The organism is Sabulicella flocculans (assembly GCF_045449635.1).
Lineage (GTDB): Bacteria > Pseudomonadota > Alphaproteobacteria > Acetobacterales > Acetobacteraceae > Roseococcus.
Map to the genome: position 1 here is coordinate 1 of NZ_JBJJBR010000019.1, position 26995 is coordinate 26995.

A 26995-nucleotide genomic window follows, 5' to 3' on the forward strand; every position below is an offset into this window, starting at 1 on the left:
GCCGCGCCGCCCAGGCCGCCGCCGCCGCTGCCGCCGCAGCGGCCGCCGCCGCCGCCGCCCAGGCCGCGCCGCCCCAGCCCGTCGCCCCGCCCGAGCCGGTGCAGACCACCGGCCCGGTCACCGGCCTGCCCCTGCCGCGCTTCTCCGCCCTGCGCTCCAACGACGTGAACCTGCGCGTGGGGCCGGAGCGGCGCTTTCCGGTGGAATGGCGCTACCAGCGCTCCGACCTGCCGGTGCAGATCGTGCGCGAGCACGACCAGTGGCGCCGCATCCGCGACCCCGAGGGGGCGGAGGGCTGGGTGCATTCCTCCAACCTGCAGCCCGGCCGCCGCACCTTCATGGTCCGCGCCGAGGGGGGCGCGGAGGTGCCGCTGCGCCGCCGGCCGGAGGACGCCGCCGCCCCGGTGGCGCGGCTGAAGCCCGGCGTGATCGGCCGGGTGCGCGGCTGCGACGCCGGCTCGCCCTGGTGCGAGGTGCAGGTGCAGGACCGCCGCGGCTACATCAAGCGCACGGAGATCTTCGGCGTGATGCCGGAGGAGGAGATCCGATGACCGACCTGCCCCTGCAGCACGACCTGGGCGGCCACCCGCGCTTCCGCTGCACGGCGGTGGAGCCCGCGGACGACGCCCCGCCCAGCGCCTTCGACAAGCGGGTGGACGCGGTGCGCGCCCTGCTGCGCGAGAAGGGCCTGTTCACCGTGGACGAGATGCGCCTGAACATCGAGCGCCTGCACGAGACGGAGTATTTCGGCCTCACCTACTACGAGAAGTGGCTGCGCTCCGTGGTGGCGGTGATGGTGGCCAAGGGCGTGGTGACGTGGGAGGACCTGGCGTGAACGCCGCTGCAGGCAGCGGCTTGGGCATGAACGCCGCTGCAGGCAGCGGCTTGGGCGTGAACGCCGCCACGGGCGCCGGCGCGGGCGTGAACGCCGCCGCGCCCCTGGCCCCCGGCACGCGCGTGCGCGTGCGCGGCGCCTGGCCGGAGCGCCACGCGCCCATGCACATCCGCACCCCGCACTACCTGCGCGGGCGCCAGGGCACGGTGGCCCGCCACCTGGGCAGCTTCCCCAACCCCGAGGCCATCGCCTTCGGCCGCCCCGGCGAGCCGCGCGACCTGTACCACGTGGTGTTCGACCAGCCCGCCCTGTGGAACGAGGGCACGGCCGGCGACACGGTGATGGTGGAGGTCTTCTCCCACTGGCTCGAGGAGGCCTGACGGTGGCCGGCACCCCCACCCCGGAGAGCGAGGCCCTGCTGGAGAAGCTGGTGGCCGCCCTGGTGCGCGGCGGCGTGATGACGGAGGCGGAGATCGCCGCCAAGGCCGCCGCCACTGACCGCGCCTCGCCCGAGACCGGGGCGCGCATGGTGGCCCGCGCCTGGGTGGACCCCGCCTTCCGCGCCCTGCTGCTGCGCGACGGCACCGCGGCGGCCGAGGCCTTCGGCGTGGCCATGGCCGGCCAGCCGCCGCTGGGCGTGCTGGAGGACACGGAGCGCCTGCACCACCTGGTGGTCTGCACCCTGTGCTCCTGCTACCCGCGCGCCGTGCTGGGCTATCCGCCGCACTGGTACAAGTCCGCCGCCTACCGCGCGCGGGCGGTGCGCGAGCCGCGCGCCGTGCTGGCCGAGTTCGGCACCGTGCTGCCCGCGGGGGTGCAGGTGCGCGTGGTGGACAGCACGGCGGACTTCCGCTGGATGGTACTGCCCGCGCGCCCCGCCGCCACCGAGGGCTGGCCGGAGGACCGGCTGGCCGCGCTGGTGCGGCGCGACCACCTCATCGGCGTCGCCCTGCCGCACGTGGCGTGAGCGGCGCGGCGACGGACGGCCTGCCGCCCGGCCGCCGGGCGCTCGCGGCCGTCGCCATCGCCGCGGCCATCGCGGTGACGGTGCTGGACGCCGCCATGATCAACATCGCCCTGCCCGAGGCGGCGCGCGCCCTGCGGCTGCGCCCGGCGGAATCGGTGTGGGTGGTCAACGCCTACCAGATCGCGGTGGTGGGGCTGCTGATCCCCATGGCCGCCCTGGGCGAGATCGCGGGCTTCCGCCGCGTCTGGGCCGGGGGGCTGCTGGTGTTCTCGGCCTGCGCGGCGCTGTGCGCCCTGGCGCCCGCCTTCGAGTGGCTGCTGCTGGCGCGCGTGGCGCAGGGCGCGGGCGGGGCGGCGGTGATGGCGCTGACGGCGGGGCTGGTGCGCCACACCTACCCGCAGGCCATGCTGGGCCGCGCCATCGGCACCAACGCCATGACGGTGGCGGCGTGCTCGGCGCTGGCGCCCTCGCTGGGGGCGGCGGTGCTGACGGTGGCGCCCTGGCCGGCGGTGTTCGTGGCGCACCTGCCGGTCGGGCTGGCGGCGCTGCTGCTGGGCTGGCGCGTGCTGCCCCGCGTGCCCCGCCAGGCGCGCGCCTTCGACGGCGCGGCGGCGGCGCTGAACGTGCTGGCCTTCGGCGCGCTGTTCCTGGGGCTGGACCTGCTGCTGCACGCCCCCCTGCCGGCGCTGCCCTGCCTGGCGCTGGCGGCGCTGGCCCTGTGGGCGCTGGTGCGGCGGGAACTGGGCCGGCCGGTGCCCATGCTGCCGCTGGACCTGCTGCGCCTGCGCGAGGTGCGGCTGGCCGTCTGCGCCTCGGCCTGCATGTTCGGGGCGCACATGGCCTGCGTCATCGCGCTGCCCTTCCACCTGCATGCCGCCGGCATGCCGGTGTGGCAGGTGGGGCTGGTGATGACGCCCTATCCCATCGTGCTGGGGGTGCTGGCGCCGCTGGCCGGGCGCTGGGCGGACCGCGGCGGCGCCTCGGCCTGGCCCTGCGCGCTGGGCGGGGTGCTGCTGGCGCTGGCGATGGCCGGGCTGGCGCTGTGGCGGCCGGAGGGCCCGCTGGCGGCCGGCGCGCTGCTGGCCCTGGCCGGGCTGGGCTTCGGCTGCTTCCAGTCGCCCAACAACCGCACCATGCTGGCCTCCGCCCCGCGGGCGCGGGCCGGCGGCGCGGGGGGGATGCAGGCCACCGCCCGCGTGCTGGGGCAGAGCCTGGGCGCCACCCTGGCGGCGGCGGGCTTCACCCTGGCCGGGCCCTGGCTGGCCTTCGCCGCCGCGGCGGGGCTCGCGCTGGGCGGGGCCCTGTTCAGCGCGCTGCGCCGTTGAACCGCGCCGGCGGCGGGGCCATGTGCAGCGGCGTCGCAACAGAGCGGCCCGCCTGCCGCGCCCCGGGCATGCCGCCCGGGCCGGCCCGCGCGCCCGAACCGAAAGGAGGTGATCCGGTGTCTCATCACTCGTCCAGCCTGACCCTGTCCCGCACCGGCACCGCCGCCCGCAAGGCGGCCCGCTGAGGCGCATCCGGGCCAGGCCCGATTGATGCGGGGCCCCGCCGGGAACGGCGGGGCCCTTTTTCATGGGCGCCCCTACCGCAGCAGGATCGGCGTCAGCCCGTGCCGCGCCGCCGCGCGGGCCAGGGTGCCATCGGCGCGCGAGGCGGACTGGAAGTTGTTCACCTCGGCCAGCCAGGCGGGGTCGTGCAGGGGCAGGGCCCAGCCGTACAGCGTCTCGCCGAAGCGGTCGGGCGGCTCGATCACCACGGCCCAGTCGTGCTCGTGCACCAGGCGGCGGGTGTAGGGGAAGTCGCTCATGAAGACGTCCGCCCGGCCGGCCAGCAGCTCGGCCTCGCGCGTGCGGGGCGGCGTCACCACCATCAACTCGGCCCGGCGCAGGGTGCGGTTCATCAGCGGCTCCATCACCGTGCCGGCCGCCACTGCCACCACGTTGCCGGGGTGGTCGATGTCGGCCCAGGCGCGCACGCGGGTGTTGCCGCGCTGCGTCACCGCGAAGACCGGGCTGGCCATGTAGGGCCGGCTGAAGGCCACCCGCTGGGCGCGCGCCCGGGTGATGCCCACCGCCATCATCGCGATGTCGCACGCCCCGGCCTCCAGCAGGTCCATGAAGCCGGCGAAGCTGGTCTCCACGAAGGTGGGCCGCAGGCCCAGCCGCTGCGCCAGGGCGCGGGCCATGTCCACGTCCATGCCCTCCAGCTCGTTGGTGCGGGGGTTGCGGAAGGTGACGGCGAAGTAGTCCGGCCAGATGCACACCCGCAGCTCGCCCCGCGCGCGCATCGCCTCCAGGCGCGGCGGCTGCGGCGTCGGCGGCGGCGACTGCGCCGGGGAGTCGCCTATCCCGCCCAGGGCTGCGATGATGGCCGCCGCCATGCTGAGAAACCTGCGCGCCAGCATCGTCACCTCCGAACCTTCCCTTCCCGGCGCGGCCGCGGGGGCGCCCGCCGCCATGGCCGGGCCGCGCTCCTGGCGGCCCTATGCCGCCGTCGCCGGCCTGGTGCTCCTCTGCCTCGTCGCGGTGTTCGCCATGGTGATGCGGCGCAGCGAGGCGGAGGCGGTCGCCGGGACCGAGCGCCTGGTGCAGTCTGTGGCCGACGCCCTTGCCGATCAATTGACGCGTGCGGCCCAGACGGTGGACGTGGTGCTGCTGGACATGGGCGAGCGCGCCCTGGCCCGGCGCGCCGAGGCCTTCGACAGCCAGATGCAGGGCGTGCTGCGCGACGTGTCCCACCTGCGCGCCGTGTTGCTGCTGGATGCGCGGGGCGTCGTCGTGCAGTCCAGCGTGGAGGGCCTGGTGGGCGCGAACCTGGGCGACCGGGACTGGTTCCGCCAGCTGCGCCTGGGCGGCAGCCAGCTGCGGCTGGGCGCGCCGGAGGCCGGGCGCTTCCTGGCCAGCGACCCGCCGCGCCCCATCGGCGAGACCGGGCTGTGGTCCATCCCGATGGCGCGCGGCCTGCGCGGCCCGCGCGGCGAGTTCGAGGGCGCGGCGGTGGCGCTGCTGAACCCGGACTACCTGGTGGCCATCTCCCGCCGGCAGGCCGAGGCCTTCGGCGCCACCATCCGGCTGCACGGCCTCAACGGCGCGCTGCTCGCGCGCTCGGATGGCGGGCGGCAGGGCATCGGGCTGATCCACCCCAACGCCTGGCCGTTCCGCAACTTCCTGCCGCGGCAGGAGCGCGGGACCTTCCAGGGCACCGACCAGGACGGCGTGCCGGCCATCGGCGGCTTCGCCGTCACCCGCCAGGGGCTGTTCGTGGTGGAGGCGGTGCGCGCGCGCGACGACGCGCTGGCGCCGGTGCGCGCCCTCGCCCTCGTGCTCGGCCTGTCCATGGGGGCGGCGGCGCTGTTCATCCTGGCCGCGCTGGGGCTGCTGCTGCGCCAGGCCCAGGCGCTGCGCCGCCAGGGGCAGCGCCTGGCGGGGTCGGAGGCCGCGGCCCACGCCGCCTCGCGCGCCAAGGAGGACTTCCTGGCCTCCATGAGCCACGAGATCCGCACGCCGATGAACGGCGTCATCGGCATGACCGGGCTGCTGCTGGACACCCGGCTGGAGCCCATCCAGCGCCGCTACGCCGAGACCATCCAGAACAGCGCCGAGCACCTGCTGATGGTGCTCAACGACATCCTCGACTTCTCCAAGCTGGAGGCCGGCGCGGTCGAGCTGGAATCGCTGCCCTTCGTGCTGGAAAGCGAGATCGCCACCATCGTGGAGCTGTTCGCCCCGAAGGCGGCGGCGCGCGGGGTGGAGATCATCGTCTCGCTGCCGCCCGGCCTGCCGCCGCGCGTGGTGGGCGACCCCGGGCGCTTCCGCCAGGTGCTGTTCAACCTGGTGGGCAACGCGGTCAAGTTCACCGAGGCCGGCTGGATCCAGCTGCGGCTGGAGGCGGAGGCCCTGGGGCCCCAGCCCAGCCCCCGGCGCGGCTGGCTGCTGTCCTGCCACGTGGAGGACACTGGCATCGGCATCGAGCCCGCCCAGGTGCCCCACCTGTTCGAGCGCTTCACCCAGGCCGACGCCTCCACCCGCCGCAAGTTCGGCGGCACCGGGCTGGGGCTGGCCATCTGCCGGCGGCTGGCGGAGGAGATGGGCGGCGGCATCGAGGCCGGCCCGCGCGACCCGGAGAAGCCGCGCGGCGGCGGGGCGCGCTTCACCTTCCGCGTCCGGCTGGCCGCCCCCGCCGGCCCGGCCGAGGCCCCCGCCGGCCCCGCCCTGGCCGGCACCCGCGTGCTGGTGGTGGACGACCTCTCCCTCAACCGGGAAATCCTGGCCCGCCAATTGGCGGCGATGGGCGCCGAAGCGGTGACGGCGCCCGACGGGCCGATGGGGCTGGGCCAGCTGATGGCGGCGGCGGCGGAAGGCCGGCCCTTCGCCGCCGCCGTGCTGGACGGCCAGCTGCCCGAGGGCACGGGGGTGGAGCTGGCGCGGCGCATCCGCGCCACCGCCGGGCTGCCGCAGCCCGCGCTGGTGCTGTGCACCTCCGGCGCCGGGCTGTCGCGCGCGCGGCCGGAGCCGGGGCTGGTGCAGGCCACCCTGCTGAAGCCCGCCCTGCCGGCGCGGCTGCGCGACGCCATCCTGCATGCCCTGGCCCCGCCCGCCGCCGAGCCGGAGCAGCCCGCCCCCGCCCCCATGCCCGCCGCCACCGGCGAGCCGGTGCGCCGCGTGCTGCTGGTGGAGGACAACGCCACCAACCAGCTGGTGATGAAGACCATCCTGGCCCGCGCCAACTGCCACGTGGACGTGGCCGCCGACGGCCAGGAAGGCGTGGGCGAGGCGCAGGCGCGCCCCTACGACGTCATCCTGATGGATCTGCAGATGCCGGTGATGGACGGCCTGGAGGCGACGCGCCGCATCCGCGCCGGCCAGGGCCCCAACCGGCGCACCCGCATCATCGGGCTGACGGCCGCCGTCGGCCCGGTGTTCGAGCAGCAATGCCGCGCCGCGGGCATGGACGACTACCTGGGCAAGCCGGTGCAGCGCGCCGCCCTGCTGGAACGGCTGGGGCTGGCGCTACCCCCCGTGGCCTGACACCGCCATCACCGCCGCCGCCAGGTCCTCGCCGGCCCAGCCGACCGACTTGAACAGCGTCACCTCCTCCGCGCGCGTGCGGCCGGGATGCGCGCCGCGGCACAGATCCGCCAGTTCCGCCGCCACCTGCGCCTCGGTCACCGCGCCCTCGGCGATGGCCTGGACCACGTCGCCGCCCTCGGCCAGCACGCCGGCGCGGGTGTCGGCCACCACCAGGGCGCGCGCCACCGCCGCCGCGTCGGCCTCGCGCATGCGGGCGGTGAAGGCGCCCACCAGGTCCAGGTGCTGGCCGGGCGCCAGGTCCTGGCCGCGGATGATGGGCTGCGTGGCCAGGGTGGCGCTGCTGACGATGTCGAACCCCGTCGGGTCGGGCGTGGCGGCGGCGCGGGCCGGCACGCCGTGCGCGGCCAGGCGGCGCGCCAGCGCCTCCGCCTGTTCGGCCCGGCGCGCCCAGATCGCGACCTCGGCGAGGCCGAAATGCGCGTGGTGCGCCTCGGCCAGGGCGGCCGCCACCTTGCCCGCGCCCAGCACCAGCAGCCGGCGCGAATCCCCGCGCGCGAGGAAGGAGGCGGCGAGCACGGAGGCCGCGGCGGTGCGCCGGTCCGTCAGCTCGCCGCCGTCGAGCAGGGCGATGGGCACGCCGGTGCGCGAATCCGAGAGCAGGTAGCTGGCCGCCACCGCCGGCAGCCCGCGCGACGTGTTGGCCGGCGCCACGTGCACCAGCTTCACCCCGGCATGGGTGTCGTTCCAGGCGGGCATCAGCAGCAGGGTGCCGCCCTCGGGCATCGGGTGGCGGTGGCGCAGCGGCGCGTGACAGCCGGCGGCGAAGGTGGCGCGCAAAGCGGCAACCAGCCCGCCCCAGGGCAGCGCCGCCGCCACCGCCGCTCCGTCCAGGTGTCGCATCCCCGCACTCCCCCATTGCAAGATTGATCCCCTGTCGGTCATAGCGCAGCATCATGCGGCGAACGACCGGCCCGGCGACGGGACGGCTTCGAAACGGATACTGGGGAGACTTCAAACGTGACGACGCCCAAGCGGCCCATTTCCAAGCAACGCCTCCTGGCCGGCGCCTTCGGCGCGGCCGCCATCCTCGCCACCACGCTGCCCGCGGGCGCGCAGACCACGCCGGCGCGCCCGGCCGCGCCCGCCACGCCGGCGCCCGCCGCCGCGCCCGCCGCCGCGCCGGTCAGCGGCTCCACGCTGGACGCCATCCGCTCGCGCGGGACGCTGATCTGCGGCGTGAACACCGGCCTGGCCGGCTTCGCGGCGCCCAACAGCCAGGGCGTGTGGCAGGGCTTCGACGTGGACTACTGCCGCGCGCTGGCCATCGCCATCTTCAACGACGCCAGCAAGGTGCGCTACGTGCCGACCACGGCGCAGAACCGCTTCACCGCGCTGCAGTCGGGCGAGGTGGACATCCTCAGCCGCAACACGACCTGGACGCTGTCGCGCGACACCTCGCTGGGCTTCGACTTCGCGGCCACCAACTTCTATGACGGCCAGGGCTTCATGGTGAAGCGCAGTCTGAACGTGAACAACGCCAACCAGCTGGACGGCGCCACGGTGTGCGTGCAGCCCGGCACGACGACCGAGCAGAACCTGGCCGACTGGGCGCGCGGCGCGCGCATCCAGATCCGCCCGGTGGTGATCGAGCGGCTGGAGGACAACATCGCCGCCTACATCGCCGGCCGCTGCGACGCCTACACCACCGACGTCTCGGGCCTCGCCGCCACGCGCGCCGTGCAGCAGAACCCGAACGACCACGTGATCCTGCCGCAGGTGATCAGCAAGGAGCCGCTGGGCCCGCTGTTCCGCCACGGCGACCAGCGCTTCGGCGACCTGGTGCGCTGGCTGCACTTCGGCCTGGTCGGCGCCGAGGAGTTCGGCATCACCACCGCCAACGTGGACCAGATGCTGGCCAACGACCCGCGGCCGGAGGTGCAGCGCATGCTGGGCCGCACCGGCGGGCTGGGCCAGATGCTGGGCGTGGACAACGCCTGGATGGTCAACGTGCTGAAGGGCGTGGGCAACTACGGCGAGATCTTCCAGCGCAACCTGGCGCCCATCGGGCTGCAGCGCGGCCCGAACGCGCTGTGGACGCAGCCCGGCGGGCAGCAGTACGCGCCGCCCTTCCGGTGAGCCTTCCCCGGGCCGCGCGGCGCCGCGCGGCCCGGACCCACCCCGGGCCGCCGGGCAAGAACGAGACACAGGGACAGGCTGGACAACATGTCGGATTCCACCGCCGATCCGCGCTTCGCCCGCAAGGCCCCGGGCCGGCCGCTGCGCCTGTCGTGGTCGGACGAGCGCGTGCGCAACATCGTGTGGCAGGTGCTGGTGGTCGGCGCCATCCTGTCCGTTTTCTGGTGGCTGTACCGCAACACCTCCTACAACCTGGAGGTCCGGCGCATCGCCACCGGCTTCGGCTTCCTGCAGCGCGAGGCGGGGCTGCCGATCGCGGAATCGCTGATCGAGTACGACCCTTCCATGACCTACCTCCGCGCGCTGACCGTCGGCGTGCTGAACACGCTGAAGGTCGCTGTGGTGGGCATCGTGCTGGCCACCATCCTGGGCACGCTGCTGGGCATCGCGCGGCTGTCGCGCAACTGGCTGCTGGCGCGCATCGCCGGCGCCTATGTCGAGCTGGTGCGCGACCTGCCGCTGCTGCTGCAGCTGCTGTTCTGGTACGCGCTGCTGCAGGCCCTGCCGGGGCCGCGGCAGGCGATCAACCCGATGGACGGCGTGTTCCTGTCCAACCGCGGCCTGAAGCTGCCGTGGTTCCAGTGGGAGCACGCGCATTCGATGGCGCTGCTGGCCTTCGCCGTGGGCGCCATCGCGTTCTGGCTGCTGCGCCGGGCGGCGCGCGCGAAGCAGATGGCCGACGGCCAGCCGCGCAAGGTGTGGCCCGCCGGGGTGGGGCTGATGCTGGCCCTGCCGCTGGCGGTGTGGGCGGCGCTGGGCGCGCCCTTCACGCCCGACGTGCCCTTCCTGCGCGGCTTCAACTTCCAGGGCGGCCTCACCGTCAGCCCGGAGTTCTTCGCGCTGCTGCTGGGTCTGACGCTCTACACCGCCGGCTTCATCGCCGAGATCGTGCGCGCGGGCATCCTGGCGGTGAACCAGGGCCAGTGGGAGGCGGCGCAGGCGCTGGGCCTGCCGCGCGGGCGCGTGATGTCGCTGGTGGTGCTGCCGCAGGCGCTGCGCGTCATCATCCCGCCGATGACCAGCCAGTTCCTGAACATCACCAAGAACTCCTCGCTGGCGGTGGCCATCGGCTACCAGGACATCGTGAGCATCGCCAACACCACGCTGAACCAGACCGGCCAGGCCATCGAGGGCATCGCCATCATCATGCTGGTCTACCTGACGATCAGCCTGAGCATCAGCCTGTTCATGAACTGGTACAATTCCAAGATCGCCCTGGTGGAGCGCTGAGGCCATGAGCATCACCGCCGAGAACGCCGCCAAGATCCCCGACGACGCCCTGCCGCGCACCGCGCCGCGGCGGCTGGTGGGGCCCACGGCCTGGGCACGCGAGAACCTGTTCGCCAACTGGTGGTCCACCGCCATCACCCTGGCGCTGGGCTACCTGCTGGTGCGCTACGCCCTGTCCTTCGTGGACTGGGCCTTCATCAACGCCGTCTGGACCGTGCCGCACAACGCCGCCGGCCAGCCCGACACCACCGCCTGCCGCGAGGCCAAGGGCGTGGGCGCCTGCTGGGCCGTGGTGACGGAGAAGCACCGCTTCATCCTGTTCGGCACCTACCCCTTCGAGGAGCACTGGCGGCCGCTGGTGGTCTGCCTGCTGTTCATCGGCCTCTACGTCGTCTCCGCCATGCGGCGCTTCTGGAACTGGCGGCTGGCGGTGATCTGGGCGGTGGTGCTGACGGTGATCGGCGTGCTGATGTGGGGCGGCGTGCTGGGCCTCAGCTACGTCCCGCAGGAGAAGTGGGGCGGGCTGCCCATCACGCTGATCCTGTCCACCTTCGGGCTGGCCTTCGCCTTCCCGCTGGCCATCCTGGTGGCGCTGGGGCGGCGCTCCAGGCTGCCGGCCATCAAGGCGATCTGCGTGCTCTACGTGGAGCTGATCCGCGGCGTGCCGCTGATCTCGCTGCTGTTCATGGCCTCCGTCATGTTCCCGCTGTTCCTTCCCGAAGGCGTGAACATCGACAAGCTGCTGCGCGCGCAGGTGGCCATCATCCTGTTCGCCGGCGCCTACCTGGCGGAAGTCGTGCGCGCCGGGCTGCAGGCGCTGCCCAAGGGCCAGTACGAGGCCGCGGACGCGCTGGGGCTGAGCTACTGGAAGAAGACCGGCCTCATCATCCTGCCCCAGGCGCTGCGGCTGGTGATCCCGCCGCTGGTCAACACCTTCATCGGCTTCTTCAAGGACACCTCGCTGGTGCTGATCATCGGCATCTTCGACCTGCTGACCGCGGGCAAGACCGCCATCATCGAGCCGATGTGGCAGGGCTTCGGCGTGGAGGTCTACATCACGCTCGCGCTGATCTACTTCTGCTTCTGCTTCGCCATGTCCAAGTACAGCGCGGGGCTCGAGCGCGAATTCAACGCGCACCGCCGGCGGTAAGACCGGGACCCGCGGCCGGCGCCCCCGGCCGCGACGACGCAGGCAAAGGCACGCAACGCAACCGCTGGGAGACTTGAGAACAATGTCCGCCGCCGCCGAGACCCTTTCCTCCGCCGTCCGGGCCGACGCCCCGCCGGCCATCAGCCTGCAGAAGGTCAACAAGTGGTACGGCTCGCTGCACGTGCTGCGCGACGTCTCGCTGGACGTGGCGCTGGGCGAGCGCGTGGTGGTCTGCGGCCCCTCGGGCTCGGGCAAGTCCACCCTGATCCGCTGCATCAACCGGCTGGAGGAGCACCAGGAGGGGCGCATCGTGGTGGACGGCATCGAGCTGTCCGACGACGTCAAGGCGCTGGACTCCATCCGCCGCGAGGTCGGCATGGTGTTCCAGAGCTTCAACCTGTTCCCGCACCTCACCATCCTCGAGAACTGCACCCTGGCGCCCATCTGGGTCCGCAAGATGCCCAAGAAGCAGGCCGAGGAGCTGGCGATGGAGTACCTGACGCGGGTGCGCATCCCCGAGCAGGCGGGCAAGTATCCCGGCCAGCTCTCGGGCGGGCAGCAGCAGCGCGTCGCCATCGCCCGCGCCCTGTGCATGCAGCCCAAGATCATGCTGTTCGACGAGCCGACCAGCGCCCTGGACCCGGAGATGATCAAGGAGGTGCTGGACACCATGGTGATGCTGGCCGACACCGGCATGACCATGATCTGCGTGACGCACGAGATGGGCTTCGCCCGCCAGGTGGCCGACCGCGTGGTGTTCATGGACCGCGGCGAGGTGGTGGAGCAGGGCGTGCCCGAGACCATCTTCGAGAACCCGCAGACCGACCGCCTGAAGCTGTTCCTGTCCCAGATCCTCCGCGGGCATTGAGCAAACGCAACCCTGACCCGCGCCGGCCGCTGCTAGAAGCGGGGACGGCGCGGGACTAACCCGCGCCGTCCCGACCCCCCCCCGACGAGGCGCCGCGTGTCCGCCGACCCCCCACGGAAAATCACCCTGGCCGCGCTGATCGGCGTGCTCGGCGTCGTCTATGGCGACATCGGCACCTCGCCGCTCTACGCGCTCAAGGCCGCGCTGCTGCACTTCGACGAGGGCGGCATCGCCGACTGGGAGGTGCTGGGGATCATCTCCCTCATCTTCTGGTCGCTCATGCTCACCGTCACGGTGAAGTACGTGCTGTTCGTCATGCGCGCCGACAACCGGGGCGAGGGCGGCATCATGGCGCTGATGGCGCTGGCCCAGCGCACGGCCGAGACGCCGCGCGGCCGCATGGCGCTGGCGATGATCGGCATCGCCGGCGCCGCCCTGTTCCTGGGCGACGGCATGATCACGCCCGCCATCTCCGTGCTCTCGGCCGTCGAGGGGCTGGAGGTGATCGAGCCCGGCTTCCGCGCCGCCGTCATCCCCATCACCCTGGGCGTGCTGCTGGCGCTGTTCCTGGTGCAGTGGCGCGGCACCGGCGCCATGGGCGCCTTCTTCGGGCCCATCTGCGCCATCTGGTTCGGCACGCTGGGCGTGCTGGGGCTGGCGGAGGCGCTGCACAACCCGGCGGTCTTCGCCGCCGTCTCGCCCTGGTACGCCATCAACTTCTGCATCCACTACCACCTGGCCGCCTTCATCGCGATGGGCTCCGTCGTGCTGGCGGTGACGGGGGCGGAGGCGCTGTACGCCGACATGGGGCATTTCGGCCGCAAGCCCATCCAGCTGGCCTGGGTGGCCTTCGTGCTGCCGGCGCTGGCGCTGAACTACATGGGCCAGGGCGCGCTGCTGCTGCGCGACCCCGCGGCGATCGAGAACCCCTTCTACCTGCTGGCGCCCGAGTGGTTCCGCCCCATCCTGGTGGTGCTGGCCACGGCGGCGACCATCATCGCCTCCCAGGCGATGATCTCGGGCGCCTTCTCCATCGCGCGGCAATGCGTGCAGCTGGGCTTCTCGCCGCGGCTGGAGGTGCGCCACACCTCCGCGACCGAGGAAGGGCAGATCTACATGCCGCAGGTGAACGCCGCGCTGCTGATCGGCGTGGTGATCCTGGTGCTGGAGTTCCACACCTCCGAGGCGCTGGCCGCCGCCTACGGGCTGGCGGTGACCGGCACCTTCCTGTGCACCACGCTGCTGGCCTTCGTGGTGTTCCGCCGCCAGTTCGGCTGGGGGCGGGCGAAGCTGGCGGTGGTCTTCGTGCCGCTGCTACTGCTCGACCTTTCCTACTTCATCGCCACCGCGCTGAAGATCCCCGAGGGCGGCTACGTCCCCATCCTCATCGGCGCGGTGGCCTTCGCGCTGATGTACGTGTGGTACCAGGGCCGGCAGCTGCTGTTCGCGCGCATCCGCGCCGACGGGCTGCCGCTGCGCTCCTTCCTGGCGCGGCTGCCGCAGTCGCGCACCACGCGGGTGCCGGGCATCGCGGTGTTCATGACCGGCCAGGCGGACTACCTGCCCGGCGCGCTGCTGCACAACCTCAAGCACAACAAGGTGCTGCACGAGAAGGTGCTGTTCGTCACCGTGCTGAACGAGGACATCCCGGCCGTGGGTGCCGAGCGCCGCGCCGAGGTGCAGGAGCTGGCCGAGGGCATCCGGCGCGTCATCCTGCGCTACGGCTTCCAAGAAAGCCCGGACATCCCGCGCGAGCTGGAGCGCCTGGCCGCCGCCGGCCTCATCGCCTACGAGCCGATGCAGGCCTCCTACTTCCTGGGGCGCGAGACCATCGTGGCGGCGGCGGTGCCCAAGATGGCGGGCTGGCAGCAGTGGCTCTACACGCTGATGAGCCGCAATTCCCTGCCCGCCACCGAGTTCTTCCGCATCCCCTCCGACCGGGTGGTGGAGCTGGGGGTGCGCATAGCCATCTAGGCGGCCAGCCGCGCCCGCAGCCCTTCCAGCCCGGCCTGCCCGGCGGCGAAGACCAGCCGCACCCGGCCGGGGGCGAGGCGGGCGGTGGCCTCCAGCGCCGGCAGTCCGGGCAGGGCCAGCCGCAGCCGCGCGCCCTCGGCCACGCCCTCCACCGGCTCCAGCGCCGCGCCGCCGGGCGAAAGGTCGGTCACCAGCACCTCCAGCCCCGCCGCCGGCAGGCCGGGGCCCGAGAGGCGCGCCGGCTGGCGCACCGCCAGCCGGGGCTCCCCGCGGCGGTCCACTTCCGGCGCGGCCTGGCGCACCACCTTCACCAGCACGCCGCGCAGGGCCGACACCGCCTCGCTCGCCGCCTGGGTGCCCTGCTGCACATGGGCGGCGCGGGCGCCGGTGCGCTCCGTCTCCTCCGCCACGGTGGCGATGCGCTCCGACACCGCCGCCGCCGCGCCCGCGGCCTCGCCCACCGCGCGGGCGATCTCCTGCGTGGCGGCGCTCTGCTCCTCCATGGCGGAGGCGATGGCGGCGGTGGCCTCGTTCACCTCGGCCACGGCGTCGGCCATCTGCGCCACGTTGCGCACCGCCTCCTCCGTCGCGCCGGCCATCTCCTGCACCTGGCGGCCGATCTCCTCCGTGGCGCGGGCGGTCTGCGCGGCCAGCGCCTTCACCTCCCCCGCCACCACGGCGAAGCCCTTGCCGGCCTCGCCGGCCCGCGCCGCCTCGATGGTGGCGTTCAGCGCCAGCAGGTTGGTCTGCGCCGCGATGCCCGCGATCATGCGCGCCACGTTGCCGATGCGCTCCATCTCGGCGGACAGGCGGGCGATCTGCGCGCGGCTTTCCTCGCCCTGGCCGGCGGCGCGCCGGGTGGCGCCGCCCGCCCCGGCGATGCGGGCGGTGATCTCGCGGATGGAGGCGCCGAGTTCCTCCGTGGCGGAGGCGACGGTCTGCACGTTGCGCATCGCCTCCTCCGCCGCGGCGGTGACGCCCGCGCTGTCGGCGCGCACCTGGGCGGCGCTGGCGGCCATGGCCACCGCGTCCTCGGCCATGCGGCCCATGCCCTCGGCCACGGCGCCCACGGCGCGGCCGGCCTCCTCCTCCACGCGGGCGGCCATCTCGCGCAGCATGGCCTGGCGCTCCTCCGCCACGCGGGCGCGCTCGGCCTCGCGGGCGGCGCGGGCGGCCCCGGCCTCCCGCAGGCCGTCGCGCAGCACCACCAGGGCGCGCGCCATCTCGCCGATCTCGTCGCCGCGCGCGCCGCCCGGCACCTCGCGCTCCAGCTCGCCGGCGGCGATGCCGGCCATGGCGCCGGTCAGCCCGGCCATCGGCCGCGTCACCCGCCGCACCACCAGCAGCGCGGAGGCGAGCAGCAGCAGCGCCGTCAGCCCCGCCAGCGCGTGCAGGCGCCACAGCGCCGCCGCCGCGGCCTCCCCCGCCGCCGCCACCTGCGCCCCGGCCGCGGCGATCTGCGCGTCCAGCACGGCGCCGATGGCTTCAGTCAGCGGGTCGATGGCAGGGTACAGGCGCCCTCGCACCACGGCGTCCAGGGCGCGGGGATCCTCCGCGCGCATGGCGGCCTGCAGGGCGCGCAGCACTTCCCAGGCGGCGGCCTCGCGCGCGCGGGCGGCCGCCATCTGGGCCTGGGCCGCGGGCGCCAGCGCGGCGCCGCGCAGGGCGTCCAGCGCGCGCAGGATGATGCCCTCGGCCTCGGCCAGGGCGCGGCGCCCCTCCTCCCAGCGGAAGTTGCCGTTGCGCACCTTGTGCGAGGCGTCCACCACCGAGACGGCGAAGGCGTCCGACACCGCCTTCAGCTCGCCCATCGGGCGGACGGAGGAGGATTGGAGGTCGCGCAGCGCGCCCTCCATCGCCCGCAGCGAACGCACGCCCTGCAGCGTGGCGGCGCCGCTGGCCAGGCCGCCCGCGGCCAGCAGGCCCAGCAGCACCGGCGCGATGCGCAGCGCCCGGGCGCGCGCTTGGGGGTTGGGCATCGAAGGATTCCGTTTCTCTCCGGGCCGAGGCTGCAACCGCACAGCTTGCTTTTCCCTTATCGGTGCGGCGTCTCCCGGCCGCCGCGCCGGCGTGCTAACCGATGCCTCCGCCGCCACCCGCGCCACGAGGCCCATCCCCACCCATGCCCCCCAGTCCCGCGACGCCTTTCCCGGATCCCGCGGCCGGCGGCGGCATGGGCGCGCGCATCCGCGACCTGGACTGGGCGGCCACGCCGCTCGGCCCGGCGGCGGGCTGGCCGACGGAGCTGCGCACGCTGCTGGGCGTCATGCTCGGCTCCAACCAGCCGATGTTCGTGGCCTGGGGGCCGGGGCGCACCCTGCTCTACAACGACGCCTACGCCGAGGTGCTGGCCGGCAAGCACCCCGCCGCCCTGGGGCGCGACTTCCTGGAGGTGTGGCACGAGATCCGCGCCGACCTCACGCCCATCGTCGCCGCCGCCTATGCGGGCCAGCCGGTGCACATGGACGACATCACCCTGTCCATGCAGCGCCGCGGCTTCCGCGAGGAGACGCACTTCGCCTTCTCCTACACGCCGATGCGCGACGGCACCGGGGCGGTGGCCGGCTTCTTCTGCGCCTGCACCGAGATCACCGGCCAGGTGACGGCCGAGCGCGCGCTGCGCGCCGAGCGCCAGCGCCTGCGCGAGGTGCTGGACGGCATGGGCGAGGCCTTCGGCATCCTGGGCCACGACTTCACCATCCTCGACCTCAACGCCGAGGCGCTGCGCCTGGACGGCCGCCCGCGCGAGGCGCTGGTCGGGCGCGACTACTTCGCCGCCCATCCGCAGATGCGCGACGGCGAGCCGGGCCGGCTGCTGCGCCACGCCATGCAGGCGCGCGAGGCGGTGGCGCTGGAGCACCGCCGCCGCGGCCCCGACGGGCAGGACGCCTGGATGGACCTGCGCGCCTTCCCGGTGGAGGAAGGCCTGGCGATGTTCTGGCGCGACGTCACCGCCGGGCGCGCCGCCGAGCGCACCGCGCGGGACGCCGCCGAGCGCGTGGAGCTGGCGCTGGATTCCGGCGCCATCATCGGCACCTGGGTGTGGGACATCCCGCACAACCGCCTGACCGCCGACGCCCGCTTCGCGCGCTCCTTCGGCCTCGACCCCGCGCGCTGCCGCGCCGGGCTGACGCTGGAGGACGTGACCGCCTCCATCCACCCCGAGGACCTGCCCCGGGTGCAGGCCGCCATCGGCGAGGCGCTGGCGGCCGGCGGCCCCTACCGCTCCGAGTACCGGGTCCGCCCGCGCGAGGGCGGCTGGCGCTGGATCGCCGCCTCCGGCCGGGTGGAGAAGGACGCCGCCGGCGCGCCGCTGCGCTTCCCCGGCGTGCTGCTGGACATCCACGAGCGCCGCGCCGCCGAGGAGGCGCTGCGCGAGGCGGAGGAGCGGCTGCGCCTGTCCACCGAGCTGTCCGACGTGGGCTTCTGGGACGTGGACCCGGCGACGGAATCCATCGTCTGGCCGGCGCGGGTGAAGGCCATGTTCGGCATCACCCACGCCGGCGCCATCACCATGGACGACTTCCGCGCCGGGCTGCACCCGGAGGACGCGCCCGCCGTGCTGGCCGCCTTCGCGGCGGCGATGGACCCGGCCCGCCGCGCCCTCTACGACGCCGAGTACCGCACGGTGGGGCTGGAGGACGGCAAGCTGCGCTGGGTGGCGGCCAAGGGGCGCGGCCTGTTCGACGCCGCCGGCCGCTGCACCCGCGTGCTGGGCACCGCGGTGGACATCACCGCCCGCAAGGCGAGCGAGGGCCGGCTGCGCCGCGTGCTGGACGGGCTGTTCGCCTTCGTCGGCCTGCTGGAGCGCGACGGCACCCTGCTCGAGATCAACCAGGCCCCGCTGCGCGCCGCGGCGCTGACGCCGGCCGACGTGCTGGGCCGCCCCTACTGGGAGGCGCCCTGGTGGTCGCACGATGCCGCGGTGCAGGCGCGGCTGCGCGACGCCGTGGCGCGTGCGGCCGCGGGCGAGACGGTGCGCTTCGACGTGCCGGTGCAGGTGGCCGGCGGCGCGCTGCTGACGCTGGACTTCCAGATGGCGCCCCTGCGCGACGAGGCCGGGGCCGTCACCCACCTCGTGCCCTCCGGCGTCGTGGTGGAGGAGCGCGTGCAGGCCGAGCGATCCCTGCGCGAGCTGAACGCCACGCTGGAGCGCCGGGTGGAGGAGGCGCTGGCGGCCCGGCGCGAGGTGGAGGACGCGCTGCGCCAGGCGCAGAAGATGGAGGCGGTGGGCCAGCTGACCGGCGGCGTGGCGCACGACTTCAACAACCTGCTGACGGTGGTGAAGGGCAACCTGGACATGGCCCTGCGCGCCCTGGAGGGCGCGGGCGTGCAGGAGGCGCGCGCCCTGCGCGCCCTGGGCAACGCCATGAAGGGCGCCGAGCGCGCCGCGGCGCTGACGCAGCGCCTGCTCGCCTTCTCGCGCCGGCAGCCGCTGGCGCCCAAGCCCATCGACGTGGACCGGCTGGTGCGCGGCATGAGCGACATGCTCAACCGCTCGCTGGGCGAGACGGTGCGGCTGGAGATCGTCACCTCGCCGGGGCTGTGGCGGGTGGAGGCGGACCCCAACCAGCTGGAAAGCGCCATCCTCAACCTGGCGCTGAACGCGCGCGACGCGCTGCCGCGCGGCGGCACGCTGACCATCGAGACGGCGAACGCCCACCTGGACGCCGGCTACGCCACCCAGCACGCCGAGGTGGCGCCCGGCCAGTACGTGGTGCTGGCCGTGACCGACACCGGCACCGGCATGCCGCGCGAGGTGATGGCCCGCGTGTTCGAGCCCTTCTTCACCACCAAGGAGCCGGGCCACGGCACCGGGCTCGGCCTCTCGCAGGTGTACGGCTTCACCAAGCAGTCCGGCGGGCACGTGAAGCTGTACTCGGAGGAGGGGCAGGGCACCACGGTGAAGATCTACCTGCCCCGCCTGCAGGCCGAGGCGACGGCGGAGGAGGAGGAGGCGGCCCGCGCCGCCGGGCTGGAGCGCGCCGGCCTGCAGGAGGTCATCCTGGCGGTGGAGGACGACGACGACGTGCGCGCCTACACCGTGGAAAGCCTGCGCGAGCTGGGCTACCGCGTGCTGGAGGCGCATGACGGCGCCTCCGCCCTGCGGCTGCTGGAGCGGCACGGCCACCCGGTGGACCTGCTGTTCACCGACGTGGTGATGCCCGGCCTGTCGGGCAGGGAGCTGGCGGACGCCGCCCGGCAGCGCCAGCCCGACCTGCGGGTGCTCTACACCTCGGGCTACACCCGCAACGCCATCGTGCATGGCGGGCGGCTGGACGCGGGGGTGGAGATGCTGCCCAAGCCCTTCACCCTGGCCGCGCTGGGCCAGGCGGTGCGCGACGCGCTGGACCGCGGCCGCACCCGGCGCGTGCTGCTGGCCGCCGCCGACCCCGCCCTGCGGCTGCGCGCCGCCGAGGCGCTGGCCGGCGGCGGCTGGGCCGCCGAGGAAGCCGGCACCGCGGCGGAGACGCTGGCCCGGGCGCGCAGCGCCCGCGGCACCTACGATGCCGTGGTGCTGGCCGGCCCGCTGCCCGACAAGCCGGCGGCCGCGCTGGCGGCCGAGCTGCGCGCCACCTTCGCCCACCTGCCGGTGATGCTGCCGGAGGGCGAGCAGCCGGCGGAGGATGATCCCTGCATCGCCGCACCCCCGCCCGGCACCGCCCTGGCGGCGGCGCTGCGCGCCCTGCTGCGGCGCTGCGCCGGCTGGACGACGGCCGAACCGCCGACCGGGTGACGCGCGTGCAACCACACGGAACGTCGCGCTTTCGCCACGGAATGATGACGTCAGACGACATGGCAGGCCTGCCCTCCACGGCGACGGATGCGGAAATCAGCGGCGTCGCGGCGCAGCTCGGTCCGGCATCGGGCTTCACCGACCCGTTCTCGGTGGCGGTGCGGATCACCCGCATGCCGATGGTCATCAGCGACCCGCGCCTGCCGGACAACCCGATCGTCTTCGTCAACGACAGCTTCTGCCGCCTTTCCGGCTATGCGCGCGAGGAGATCCTGGGCCGCAACTGCCGCTTCCTGCAGGGCCCGGACACCGACCCGGCGGCCCGGGCGGCGATCCGCGAGGCGGTGCGGGCCGGCCGGCCGATCGAGGCCGACCTCAAGAACTACCGCAAGGATGGCTCGCCGTTCTGGAACCGGCTGATGATGGTGCCGGTGCGGGCGCCGGACGGCGCGGTGACGCATTTCGTCGCCTCCCAGGTGGATGTCACGCTCGAGCGCGAGCGGATGGCGGGGCTGGAGGAGAGCAATGCCGCGCTGCTGGCGGAGCTGGCCGACCGCAACCGCCGGCACGAGGCGGATGCGGCGCGGCTGCGCCTGGCGGTGGATGCCGGGCAGCTCGGCGAATGGGAGCTCGACCTCGCGACCGACCGCTCGGTGCGCGCGCCGCGGCACGACGCCATCTTCGGCTATGCCGGGCCGGTGGCCGAGTGGGGATTCGCGCGCTTCCTGGCGCATGTCCTGCCCGAGGACCGCGCCGTGGTGGAGGAGAGCTTCGCCGCCGCGGTGCGGTCCGCCCGGCCATGGCGGTTCGAATGCCGCATCCGCCGCGCCGACAATGGCGAGACGCGGTGGATCCGCGTGCAGGGCGCCCCGGTGGCCGGCGCCGATGGACGACCCACCAAGCTGGTCGGCCTGGTGCAGGACGTGACGGAGCAGCACGAGGCGCAGGAGGCGCTGCGCCACCTCAACCGCACGCTGGAGGCGCGGGTGGGCGCCGCCCTGGCCGAGCGCAAGCTGCTGGCCGATATCCTGGAGGGCAACAGCGCCTTCGTGCAGGTGGTGGGCCGCGACTGGCGCTTCCTGGCGCTGAATCGCGCCGTGGTCGGCGAGTACGAGCGCGTCTTTGGCGTCCGCCCCCGCGTGGGCGATGACCTGCGCGAAGTGCTGGCCCACCTGCCGGCCGAGAGCGATGGCGCGCTGGCCCTGTGGAGCCGCGCCCTGGCCGGCGAGGAGTTCACGGCGACGACCGAGTTCGGCGACCCCGGGCGCGCGCGCCGCACCTACGAGATGAGCTTCAGCACGCTGCGCGACGCCGAGGGCCGCTTCATCGGCGCCTACCAGTTCTCCAGCGACGTCACCGACCGCCTGCGCGACACCGAGCGGCTGGCCCAGGCGGAGGAAAGCCTGCGCCAGAGCCAGAAGATGGAGGCGTTGGGCCAGCTCACCGGCGGCATCGCGCACGACTTCAACAACATGCTGCAGGCGGTGATGGCCGCGCTCCAGCTCATGCAGCGCCGCATCGAGACCGGGCGGGCGGAGGAGGCGGTGCGCTTCGTCGAGGCGGCGCAGCAGCAGGTGACGCGCGCCGCCGGTATCACCCACCGCCTGCTGTCCTTCGCCCGGCGCCAGGCGCTGTCGCCCGAGCGGGTCAACCTGGATGCGCTGGTGCGCGGCCTGGAGGACCTGCTGCGGCAGACGGTCGGCCCTTCCATCCGCCTCGACATCGCGCTGCACGATGGCGTCTGGCCGGTGCGCTGCGATTCCAACGGGCTGGAGAACGCGCTGCTCAACCTCGTCATCAACGCGCGCGACGCCATGCCCGGCGGCGGCACCTTGCGCATCACCACCGCGCATGAGGTGCTGCCGGAGGGCCTGCCGGACGCGCCGGCGGCAGGGGAATACGTGCGCCTCTCGGTGCAGGATGACGGCCTGGGGATGGATGCGGAGGTGCTGCGCCACGCCTTCGAGCCCTTCTTCACCACCAAGCCGGCCGGCAAGGGCACCGGGCTGGGGCTGAGCCAGGTCTATGGCTTCGCGCGGCAATCGGGCGGCACGGCGCGGCTGGAAAGCGCCCCGGGCCGTGGCACCAGCGTGCACCTGCTGCTGGCGCGCGCGCCCGCCGAGGCCCGCCCGCCGCCCGTGCCCGCCGGGACGGGCACGCCGGGCACCGCCGCCGCGGCGACGGTGCTGCTGGTGGAGGATGAGCCCGACATCCGCGCCTTCGCCGCCCAGGCGCTGCGCGACCACGGGCTGCAGGTGATCGAGGCCGCGGACGGGCGCGCGGCGCTGTCGCTGCTGCGCGGCGGCGGCGTGGCGCCGATGCGCCGGCCCGACCTGCTGTTGGCCGATGTGGGGCTGCCAGGCGGCCTGAACGGCCGCCAACTGGCCGAGGCGGTGCGCGAGCACCTGCCCGGCCTGCCGGTGCTGCTGATCACCGGCTATGCCGGCGGCGCCATCCCCGGCGACGACCTGCCCGAGGGTTTCGAGGTGCTGCCCAAGCCCTTCACCCTCGACCTGCTGCTGGAGCGCGTGCGGGAGGCGCTGCGGCGCTGACGCCCGCCTCCCGCGCGCGGGTGGCCAGCACGTCGGCGCGCTCGTTCATCGGGTCGCCGGCATGGCCGCGCACCCAGGTCCATTCGATGCGGTGCGGCTTGGCGGCGGCCAGCAGGCGCTGCCAGAGGTCGTAGTTCTTCACCGGCTCCTTCGCCGCGTTGCGCCAGTTGTTGCGCACCCAGCCCTTCACCCAGCGCTCCATGCCGTTGCGCAGGTATTCGCTGTCGGTGTGCAGCACCACGGCGCAGGGGCGCGTCAGCGCCTCCAGCGCGGCGCAGGCGGCCGTCAGCTCCATCTGGTTGTTGGTGGTGGCGGGGCTGTAGCCGCTGAGTTCCTTTTCCGTGCCGCCGAAGCGCAGGATGGCGGCCCAGCCGCCCGGGCCGGGATTGGGCTTGCAGCCGCCATCGGTCCAGATGAGGACCTTGCCGGGGTCGTCAGCCACCGATCGCCTCCGGCGTCGTCGCCTCGCGGAAGAAGCGCAGCTTGTGCAGGTATTCCATCGGGTCCTTGCGCGTCACCATCGCGCCCGCCGGCGTGTTCACCCAGTCGAACAGGCGGGTCAGCAGGAAGCGGATCGCCGCCCCCTGGCACAGCACCGGCAGCGCCGCGCGCTCGGCCGCGGAAAGCGGGCGGCGCGATTCGTAGCCGCGCAGCAGGGCGCGCGCCTTGGTGACGTTGAAGCTCCGCGCCTCCTCGAAGCACCAGGCGTTCAGGCAGATGGCGACGTCATAGGCCAGCAGGTCGGTGCAGGCGAAGTAGAAGTCGATGAGGCCGGAGACGCGCTGCCGCCGCCCATCCTCCAGGAAGAAGGCGTTGTCCGGGAACAGGTCGGCATGGATGTGCCCCGTGGCCAGCCCGGCCGGCCAGGCGGCGAGGATGGCGGCCAGGGCCTCATCCAGCTCGGCCACCAGCGCGGCATCGGCATCCGGCCGGCAGCGTTCCAGCAGCGGCGCCCAGGCGGCGGGGCCGAGGCCGTTGGCGCGCATCAGCCGGAAGCCCTCGCCCGCCAGGTGCAGCGCGCCCAGCGCCTCGCCCAGCGGCTCGCAATGCGAGGGGCGGATGCGCCGGGGCCAGACGCCGGGCAGGAAGGTGCAGATGGCGGCCGGCCGCCCGGCGAGGGAACGCAGCGCCACGCCGTCGCGCGCCGGCACCGGCTGCGGGCAGGACAGGCCGCGCCCGGCCAGGTGCTGCATGAGGCCGAGGAAATAGGGCAGCTCCGCCGGGTCCACCCGCTTCTCGTAGAGGGTGAGGATGAAGTCGCCCTGCTCGGTCTTCAGCGCGTAGTTGCTGTTCTCCACCCCCTCCGCGATGCCGCGGAAGGCCAGCAGCCCACCCAGGGCGTAGTCGGCCAGGAAGGCGCGCAGCGCCTCGTCCGTCACCTCGGTGTAGACGGCCATCAGGCTTGCTGGGGCGCCGCGGCGGTGAGGGCGGCGGGCAGCTTGAAGATGATCTTCTCCTCCGCCACCACGATCTCCTCCGTGGTGACGGGGCCGCGCTCACGCAGGCGGGCCAGCACCTCCTCCACCAGCACCTCGGGGGCGGAGGCGCCGGCGGTGACGCCGATGCGCGACACGCCGTCGAGCAGCGCCAGGTCCAGGTCGCGGCCGCGCTGCACCATCACGGCGCGCGGGCAGCCGGCGCGCAGCGCCACCTCCTTCAGCCGCACCGAGTTGGAGGAGTTGGGCGCGCCCACCACCACCATCAGTTCCACCTGCGGCGCGATGGCCTTCACCGCCGCCTGGCGGTTGGTGGTGGCGTAGCAGATGTCCTCCTTCGCCGGCGCCGCCATGCCCGGGAAGCGGGATTGCAGGATGGCCAGGATCTCCGCCGTGTCGTCCACCGACAGCGTGGTCTGGGTGATGAAGGCCAGCGCGGCGCCGGGCGGCGGCTGCACGGCGCGGGCATCGGCCTCGTCCTCCACCAGCGTCACCGCGCCGGGCGGCAGCTGGCCCATGGTGCCCACCACCTCCGGGTGGCCGGCATGGCCGATCAGGAACATGTGGCGGCCGCGGGCGTGGTGTTGCTCGGCCTCGCGGTGGACCTTGCTCACCAGGGGGCAGGTGGCGTCGAGAAAGAACATGCGCCGCGCCTCGGCCGCCGCGGGCACCGCCTTGGGCACGCCATGGGCGCTGAACACCACCGGCTGGCCGTCATCGGGGATCTCGTCCAGCTCCTCGACGAAGACGGCGCCCTGGCGCTCCAGGTTCTGCACCACGAAGCGGTTGTGCACGATCTCGTGCCGGACGTAGACCGGCGCGCCGTATTGCCGCAGCGCCTCCTCCACGATCTTGATCGCGCGGTCCACCCCGGCGCAGAAGCCGCGCGGGCCGGCGAGGAGGACGTGGATCGGGGCGGCGTCGGCCATGGGGGTTCCTGGGGGTCCGGCGGGGTTCGCCCGCTCTCTATCGCTTCGGGCGGTTTGGTGCAAAACAACCGGGCCATGAAGGCCCCCTCGCTCGCCCTCCTGCCCGTCCTGCTGCTCGCCGCCTGCGCGCCCCAGCGCATGGAGGACCGGCTGGTGGCCTGCCCGCAGCTCTCCCTGCCCGCCGACGTGGCGGACCTGACGCGCCACCTGCCCGGCGCCGCGCCCGACCTCTCGACCCTGGTGCTGGACGCGCGGGTGAGCGCGGTGGACGGCGATTGCCGCCGCGGCCGGCGCGACCAGTCGGTGGAGGTGGCGGTGGGGCTGCGCCTGCGGGTGGACCGCGGCCCGGCGGCCACCGGGCGCGGGGCGCAGATCCCCTGGTTCATCGCGGTGCTGGACGGCGAGGAGATCCTGTCGCGGCAGTCCTTCGTGCTGCCCGTCGCCTTCGCGCCCAACACCACCCGCGCCGAGGTGGCGACGCCCAGGGTGGACATCTCCTTTCCCGCCCGCCCGGGCCGGCGCATCCAGGACCTGCGCATCATCACCGGCCTGCAGCCCTCCCCCGGGGAGCTGGAGCTGAACCGCCGCCGCGGCCCGCGCTGAGGCTCAGGGTTCGCCCCACCCTTGCAACCTTGCCAGACCGGACCATTTCGGCTCCGCAAAGGGCAGGGGAACGCCGATGCCGGACCTGGGAATGGGGCTGTCGCACGAGGAGATGCGCCGGCGCGCCCTCCATGCGCTGGACGAGCTGGCCGACGGCTCCTTCGCCGAGCGGATGCGGGTGGAGGCGGCGGCGCGCATCATCGTCACGCTGCGCCGGGTGGCGGTGCTGGCGGCCGGCGGCGAGTTCGGCGGCGCCACCCCCTCGGGCCCGCTGGCCGAGCTGGCGGCGCGCTGGGACGCCACCGCCACCACCGCCAGCGAGTTCGCCGGGGCGCTGACCCCCGCCGAGCTGTCCCTGCTGACGGAAGGCGCGCCCCCCTGGGCCGAGGCGCAGCGCGCCCGGGGGTAGCCCGCCCGGGCGGGACGTGGCATGGCCCGCCCGCCCCATGCTGCCCCTCCTCCTCCTCGCGCCGGCCCTGGCGCTCGTCTCGGCGCTCGCGGTGCGCGCGATGATCGCGCGGCCCATCCTGGACCACCCGAACCACCGTTCCGCCCACCTGCGGCCCACCCCCAAGGGCGGCGGGCTGGGGCCGGTGCTGGCCTTCGCCCTGGGCATGGGGGCGGTCTACCTCGCCACGCCCTTCGCCCCGCTGGCGGAGGGGCGCTACGTCGGCGTGGTGCTGGCGGCGCTGGCCATGGCCGGCGTGGCCCTGGCGGACGACCTGCGCGACTTCCGCTTCGGGGTGAAGCTGGCGGCGCAGGCCGGCGCGGCGCTGGTGGCCATCGGCGCCGGCCTGGTGCTGACCCGCCTGGCCCTGCCCGGGATGGGCGAGGTGGAGCTGGGCGCGCTGGGCGTGGCGGCGACGCTGTTCTGGATGGTGGGCTGCACCAACGCGGTGAACTTCATGGACGGGCTGGACGGGCTGGTGGGCGGGGTGGTGGTGGTGGCCGCCGCGGCGCTGGCGCTGCTGGGCGCGGTGCAGGGCAGCCCCTTCGTGGCCGCCGCCGCCCTGTGCCTGGGGGCGGGCTTCGCCGGCTTCCTGCCCTTCAACATCGCCCCCGCGCGCATCTTCATGGGCGATGTCGGCTCGCAGTTCGCCGGCTTCCTGCTGGCGGTGCTGGGGGTGGCGGCGGCGGGGTTCGACGCCGGGCAGGTGTCCTTCCTGGTGGTGCCGCTGCTGCTGAACGGGCTGCTGTGGGACGCCGCCTTCACCCTGGCCCGCCGCGCCCTGGCGGGCGAGCGGGTGAGCGAGGCGCACCGCTCGCACCTCTACCAGATGGCGCAGCGCGCCGGGGTGCCGACGCGCGCGGTGGCGGCGGCGCACTGGGGCTTCGCCGGCTTCGGCGCGGCGCTGGCCTTCGCCTTCCTGGCGCTGCCGGCGGCGCAGAAGCCGCTGGTGGTGCTGCCCGCCCTGCTGGTGCAGCTGGGCTGGACGGCCTGGGTGGTGCGGCGGATGCGCCGCGCCGGGCTGGGCTGGCGCTGAGCGC

22 protein-coding genes are annotated in these 26995 nt (G+C 74.4%); 16 read left to right on the top strand and 6 right to left on the bottom strand.

The features are described from left to right. From ACI6QG_RS15280 to ACI6QG_RS15300, 5 genes are all read left to right on the top strand, one after another. The coding region (locus ACI6QG_RS15280) for an SH3 domain-containing protein (RefSeq protein WP_407025443.1) at window positions 1-551 on the top strand (551 nt) is incomplete at its 5' end. Next, window positions 548-835, top strand: a complete 288-nt coding sequence (locus ACI6QG_RS15285) for a nitrile hydratase (RefSeq protein WP_407025444.1) — start codon at window positions 548-550, stop codon at window positions 833-835. The genes ACI6QG_RS15280 and ACI6QG_RS15285, both read left to right, overlap by 4 nt. Window positions 836-861: 26 nt before the next feature. After that, window positions 862-1215, top strand: coding sequence for an SH3-like domain-containing protein (locus tag ACI6QG_RS15290; RefSeq protein ID WP_407025445.1), 354 nt, complete (start codon window positions 862-864; stop codon window positions 1213-1215). 2 nt (window positions 1216-1217) lie between these two features. Continuing rightward, on the top strand, window positions 1218-1802 hold the full coding sequence (locus ACI6QG_RS15295; RefSeq protein WP_407025446.1) for a nitrile hydratase subunit alpha: 585 nt from the start codon (window positions 1218-1220) through the stop codon (window positions 1800-1802). Next, complete coding sequence (locus tag ACI6QG_RS15300) at window positions 1799-3127, top strand: MFS transporter (protein ID WP_407025447.1); 1329 nt, start codon at window positions 1799-1801, stop codon at window positions 3125-3127. Before ACI6QG_RS15295 ends, ACI6QG_RS15300 begins: the two co-directional genes overlap by 4 nt. A 257-nt stretch (window positions 3128-3384) precedes the next feature. On the opposite strand, the gene ACI6QG_RS15305 is transcribed toward ACI6QG_RS15300, so the two are convergent. Further along, window positions 3385-4182: an ABC transporter substrate-binding protein gene (locus ACI6QG_RS15305; protein WP_407025448.1), complete on the bottom strand. Its 798-nt coding sequence runs from the start codon at window positions 4180-4182 to the stop codon at window positions 3385-3387. Here ACI6QG_RS15305 and ACI6QG_RS15310 point away from each other — a divergent pair. Next, the gene (locus tag ACI6QG_RS15310; protein ID WP_407025449.1) at window positions 4181-6829 is read left to right on the top strand and encodes a hybrid sensor histidine kinase/response regulator; all 2649 of its coding nucleotides are present in this window, start codon (window positions 4181-4183) and stop codon (window positions 6827-6829) included. The genes ACI6QG_RS15305 and ACI6QG_RS15310 overlap by 2 nt on opposite strands. Here the strand turns inward: ACI6QG_RS15310 and lhpI are convergent. Next, complete coding sequence (gene lhpI, locus ACI6QG_RS15315) at window positions 6812-7732, bottom strand: bifunctional Delta(1)-pyrroline-2-carboxylate/Delta(1)-piperideine-2-carboxylate reductase (protein ID WP_407025450.1); 921 nt, start codon at window positions 7730-7732, stop codon at window positions 6812-6814. The genes ACI6QG_RS15310 and lhpI overlap by 18 nt on opposite strands. 117 nt (window positions 7733-7849) lie before the next feature. Here lhpI and ACI6QG_RS15320 point away from each other — a divergent pair, with 117 nt between their 5' ends. The 5 genes from ACI6QG_RS15320 to ACI6QG_RS15340 all read left to right on the top strand — a co-directional run bounded on the left by ACI6QG_RS15320 (window position 7850) and on the right by ACI6QG_RS15340 (window position 14250). Further along, a complete protein-coding gene (locus ACI6QG_RS15320; protein ID WP_491630742.1) occupies window positions 7850-8968 on the top strand; it encodes an amino acid ABC transporter substrate-binding protein in 1119 nt (372 codons plus the stop codon). A gap of 87 nt (window positions 8969-9055) precedes the next feature. Beyond that, window positions 9056-10258: an amino acid ABC transporter permease gene (locus ACI6QG_RS15325; protein WP_407025451.1), complete on the top strand. Its 1203-nt coding sequence runs from the start codon at window positions 9056-9058 to the stop codon at window positions 10256-10258. Between the two features lie 4 nt (window positions 10259-10262). Beyond that, window positions 10263-11408 carry an amino acid ABC transporter permease gene (locus ACI6QG_RS15330; protein ID WP_407025452.1) on the top strand — a complete coding sequence of 382 codons (1146 nt, stop codon included), beginning with the start codon at window positions 10263-10265 and terminating at the stop codon, window positions 11406-11408. Between the two features lie 82 nt (window positions 11409-11490). Then, window positions 11491-12276, top strand: a complete 786-nt coding sequence (locus ACI6QG_RS15335; protein ID WP_407025453.1) for an amino acid ABC transporter ATP-binding protein — start codon at window positions 11491-11493, stop codon at window positions 12274-12276. Window positions 12277-12372: 96 nt separating this feature from the next. After that, window positions 12373-14250, top strand: coding sequence for a potassium transporter Kup (locus tag ACI6QG_RS15340; RefSeq protein ID WP_407025454.1), 1878 nt, complete (start codon window positions 12373-12375; stop codon window positions 14248-14250). On the opposite strand, the gene ACI6QG_RS15345 is transcribed toward ACI6QG_RS15340, so the two are convergent. Then, complete coding sequence (locus ACI6QG_RS15345; RefSeq protein WP_407025455.1) at window positions 14247-16229, bottom strand: methyl-accepting chemotaxis protein; 1983 nt, start codon at window positions 16227-16229, stop codon at window positions 14247-14249. The genes ACI6QG_RS15340 and ACI6QG_RS15345 overlap by 4 nt on opposite strands. 194 nt (window positions 16230-16423) lie before the next feature. Here ACI6QG_RS15345 and ACI6QG_RS15350 point away from each other — a divergent pair, with 194 nt between their 5' ends. Further along, complete coding sequence (locus ACI6QG_RS15350) at window positions 16424-19987, top strand: PAS domain-containing protein (protein WP_407025456.1); 3564 nt, start codon at window positions 16424-16426, stop codon at window positions 19985-19987. A gap of 59 nt (window positions 19988-20046) precedes the next feature. Beyond that, window positions 20047-22539, top strand: coding sequence for a PAS domain-containing protein (locus ACI6QG_RS15355; protein ID WP_407025457.1), 2493 nt, complete (start codon window positions 20047-20049; stop codon window positions 22537-22539). Here ACI6QG_RS15355 and rnhA read toward each other — a convergent pair. Genes rnhA through ispH form a run of 3 tightly spaced genes read right to left on the bottom strand, consistent with a single transcriptional unit; the run spans window position 22490 to window position 24904 of the window. Continuing rightward, complete coding sequence (rnhA, locus tag ACI6QG_RS15360) at window positions 22490-22981, bottom strand: ribonuclease HI (protein ID WP_407025458.1); 492 nt, start codon at window positions 22979-22981, stop codon at window positions 22490-22492. The two genes, ACI6QG_RS15355 and rnhA, sit on opposite strands and share 50 nt — an antisense overlap. Further along, window positions 22974-23936, bottom strand: coding sequence for a homoserine kinase (locus tag ACI6QG_RS15365; protein WP_407025459.1), 963 nt, complete (start codon window positions 23934-23936; stop codon window positions 22974-22976). The genes rnhA and ACI6QG_RS15365 overlap by 8 nt, the downstream gene beginning before the upstream one ends. Further along, a complete protein-coding gene (gene ispH / locus ACI6QG_RS15370; protein WP_407025460.1) occupies window positions 23936-24904 on the bottom strand; it encodes a 4-hydroxy-3-methylbut-2-enyl diphosphate reductase in 969 nt (322 codons plus the stop codon). The genes ACI6QG_RS15365 and ispH overlap by 1 nt, the downstream gene beginning before the upstream one ends. A 75-nt stretch (window positions 24905-24979) precedes the next feature. Here ispH and ACI6QG_RS15375 point away from each other — a divergent pair, with 75 nt between their 5' ends. From ACI6QG_RS15375 to ACI6QG_RS15385, 3 genes are all read left to right on the top strand, one after another. Then, window positions 24980-25507, top strand: coding sequence for a hypothetical protein (locus tag ACI6QG_RS15375; RefSeq protein ID WP_407025461.1), 528 nt, complete (start codon window positions 24980-24982; stop codon window positions 25505-25507). Window positions 25508-25583: 76 nt separating this feature from the next. Beyond that, window positions 25584-25916 (top strand): hypothetical protein, encoded by a 333-nt coding sequence (locus ACI6QG_RS15380; protein ID WP_407025462.1) that lies wholly within the window; start codon window positions 25584-25586, stop codon window positions 25914-25916. Between the two features lie 37 nt (window positions 25917-25953). Then, window positions 25954-26991, top strand: coding sequence for an MraY family glycosyltransferase (locus tag ACI6QG_RS15385; protein ID WP_407025463.1), 1038 nt, complete (start codon window positions 25954-25956; stop codon window positions 26989-26991). Window positions 26992-26995 lie beyond the last annotated feature (4 nt).

What these genes read in the sequence shown, in the direction of transcription:
- ACI6QG_RS15350 (WP_407025456.1), top strand. Translation starts at nt 16,424, where the DNA reads ATGGGCGCGCGCATCCGCGACCTGGACTGGGCGGCCACGCCGCTCGGC.
- ACI6QG_RS15380 (WP_407025462.1), top strand. Translation starts at nt 25,584, where the DNA reads ATGCCGGACCTGGGAATGGGGCTGTCGCACGAGGAGATGCGCCGGCGC.
- ACI6QG_RS15330 (WP_407025452.1), top strand. Translation starts at nt 10,263, where the DNA reads ATGAGCATCACCGCCGAGAACGCCGCCAAGATCCCCGACGACGCCCTG.
- ACI6QG_RS15355 (WP_407025457.1), top strand. Translation starts at nt 20,047, where the DNA reads ATGGCAGGCCTGCCCTCCACGGCGACGGATGCGGAAATCAGCGGCGTC.
- ACI6QG_RS15385 (WP_407025463.1), top strand. Translation starts at nt 25,954, where the DNA reads ATGCTGCCCCTCCTCCTCCTCGCGCCGGCCCTGGCGCTCGTCTCGGCG.
- ACI6QG_RS15375 (WP_407025461.1), top strand. Translation starts at nt 24,980, where the DNA reads ATGAAGGCCCCCTCGCTCGCCCTCCTGCCCGTCCTGCTGCTCGCCGCC.
- ACI6QG_RS15325 (WP_407025451.1), top strand. Translation starts at nt 9,056, where the DNA reads ATGTCGGATTCCACCGCCGATCCGCGCTTCGCCCGCAAGGCCCCGGGC.
- ACI6QG_RS15305 (WP_407025448.1), bottom strand. Translation starts at nt 4,182, where the DNA reads ATGGCGGCGGCCATCATCGCAGCCCTGGGCGGGATAGGCGACTCCCCG.
- ACI6QG_RS15345 (WP_407025455.1), bottom strand. Translation starts at nt 16,229, where the DNA reads ATGCCCAACCCCCAAGCGCGCGCCCGGGCGCTGCGCATCGCGCCGGTG.
- lhpI (WP_407025450.1), bottom strand. Translation starts at nt 7,732, where the DNA reads ATGCGACACCTGGACGGAGCGGCGGTGGCGGCGGCGCTGCCCTGGGGC.
- ACI6QG_RS15335 (WP_407025453.1), top strand. Translation starts at nt 11,491, where the DNA reads ATGTCCGCCGCCGCCGAGACCCTTTCCTCCGCCGTCCGGGCCGACGCC.
- ACI6QG_RS15285 (WP_407025444.1), top strand. Translation starts at nt 548, where the DNA reads ATGACCGACCTGCCCCTGCAGCACGACCTGGGCGGCCACCCGCGCTTC.
- ispH (WP_407025460.1), bottom strand. Translation starts at nt 24,904, where the DNA reads ATGGCCGACGCCGCCCCGATCCACGTCCTCCTCGCCGGCCCGCGCGGC.
- ACI6QG_RS15310 (WP_407025449.1), top strand. Translation starts at nt 4,181, where the DNA reads ATGCTGAGAAACCTGCGCGCCAGCATCGTCACCTCCGAACCTTCCCTT.
- ACI6QG_RS15365 (WP_407025459.1), bottom strand. Translation starts at nt 23,936, where the DNA reads ATGGCCGTCTACACCGAGGTGACGGACGAGGCGCTGCGCGCCTTCCTG.
- ACI6QG_RS15290 (WP_407025445.1), top strand. Translation starts at nt 862, where the DNA reads ATGAACGCCGCTGCAGGCAGCGGCTTGGGCGTGAACGCCGCCACGGGC.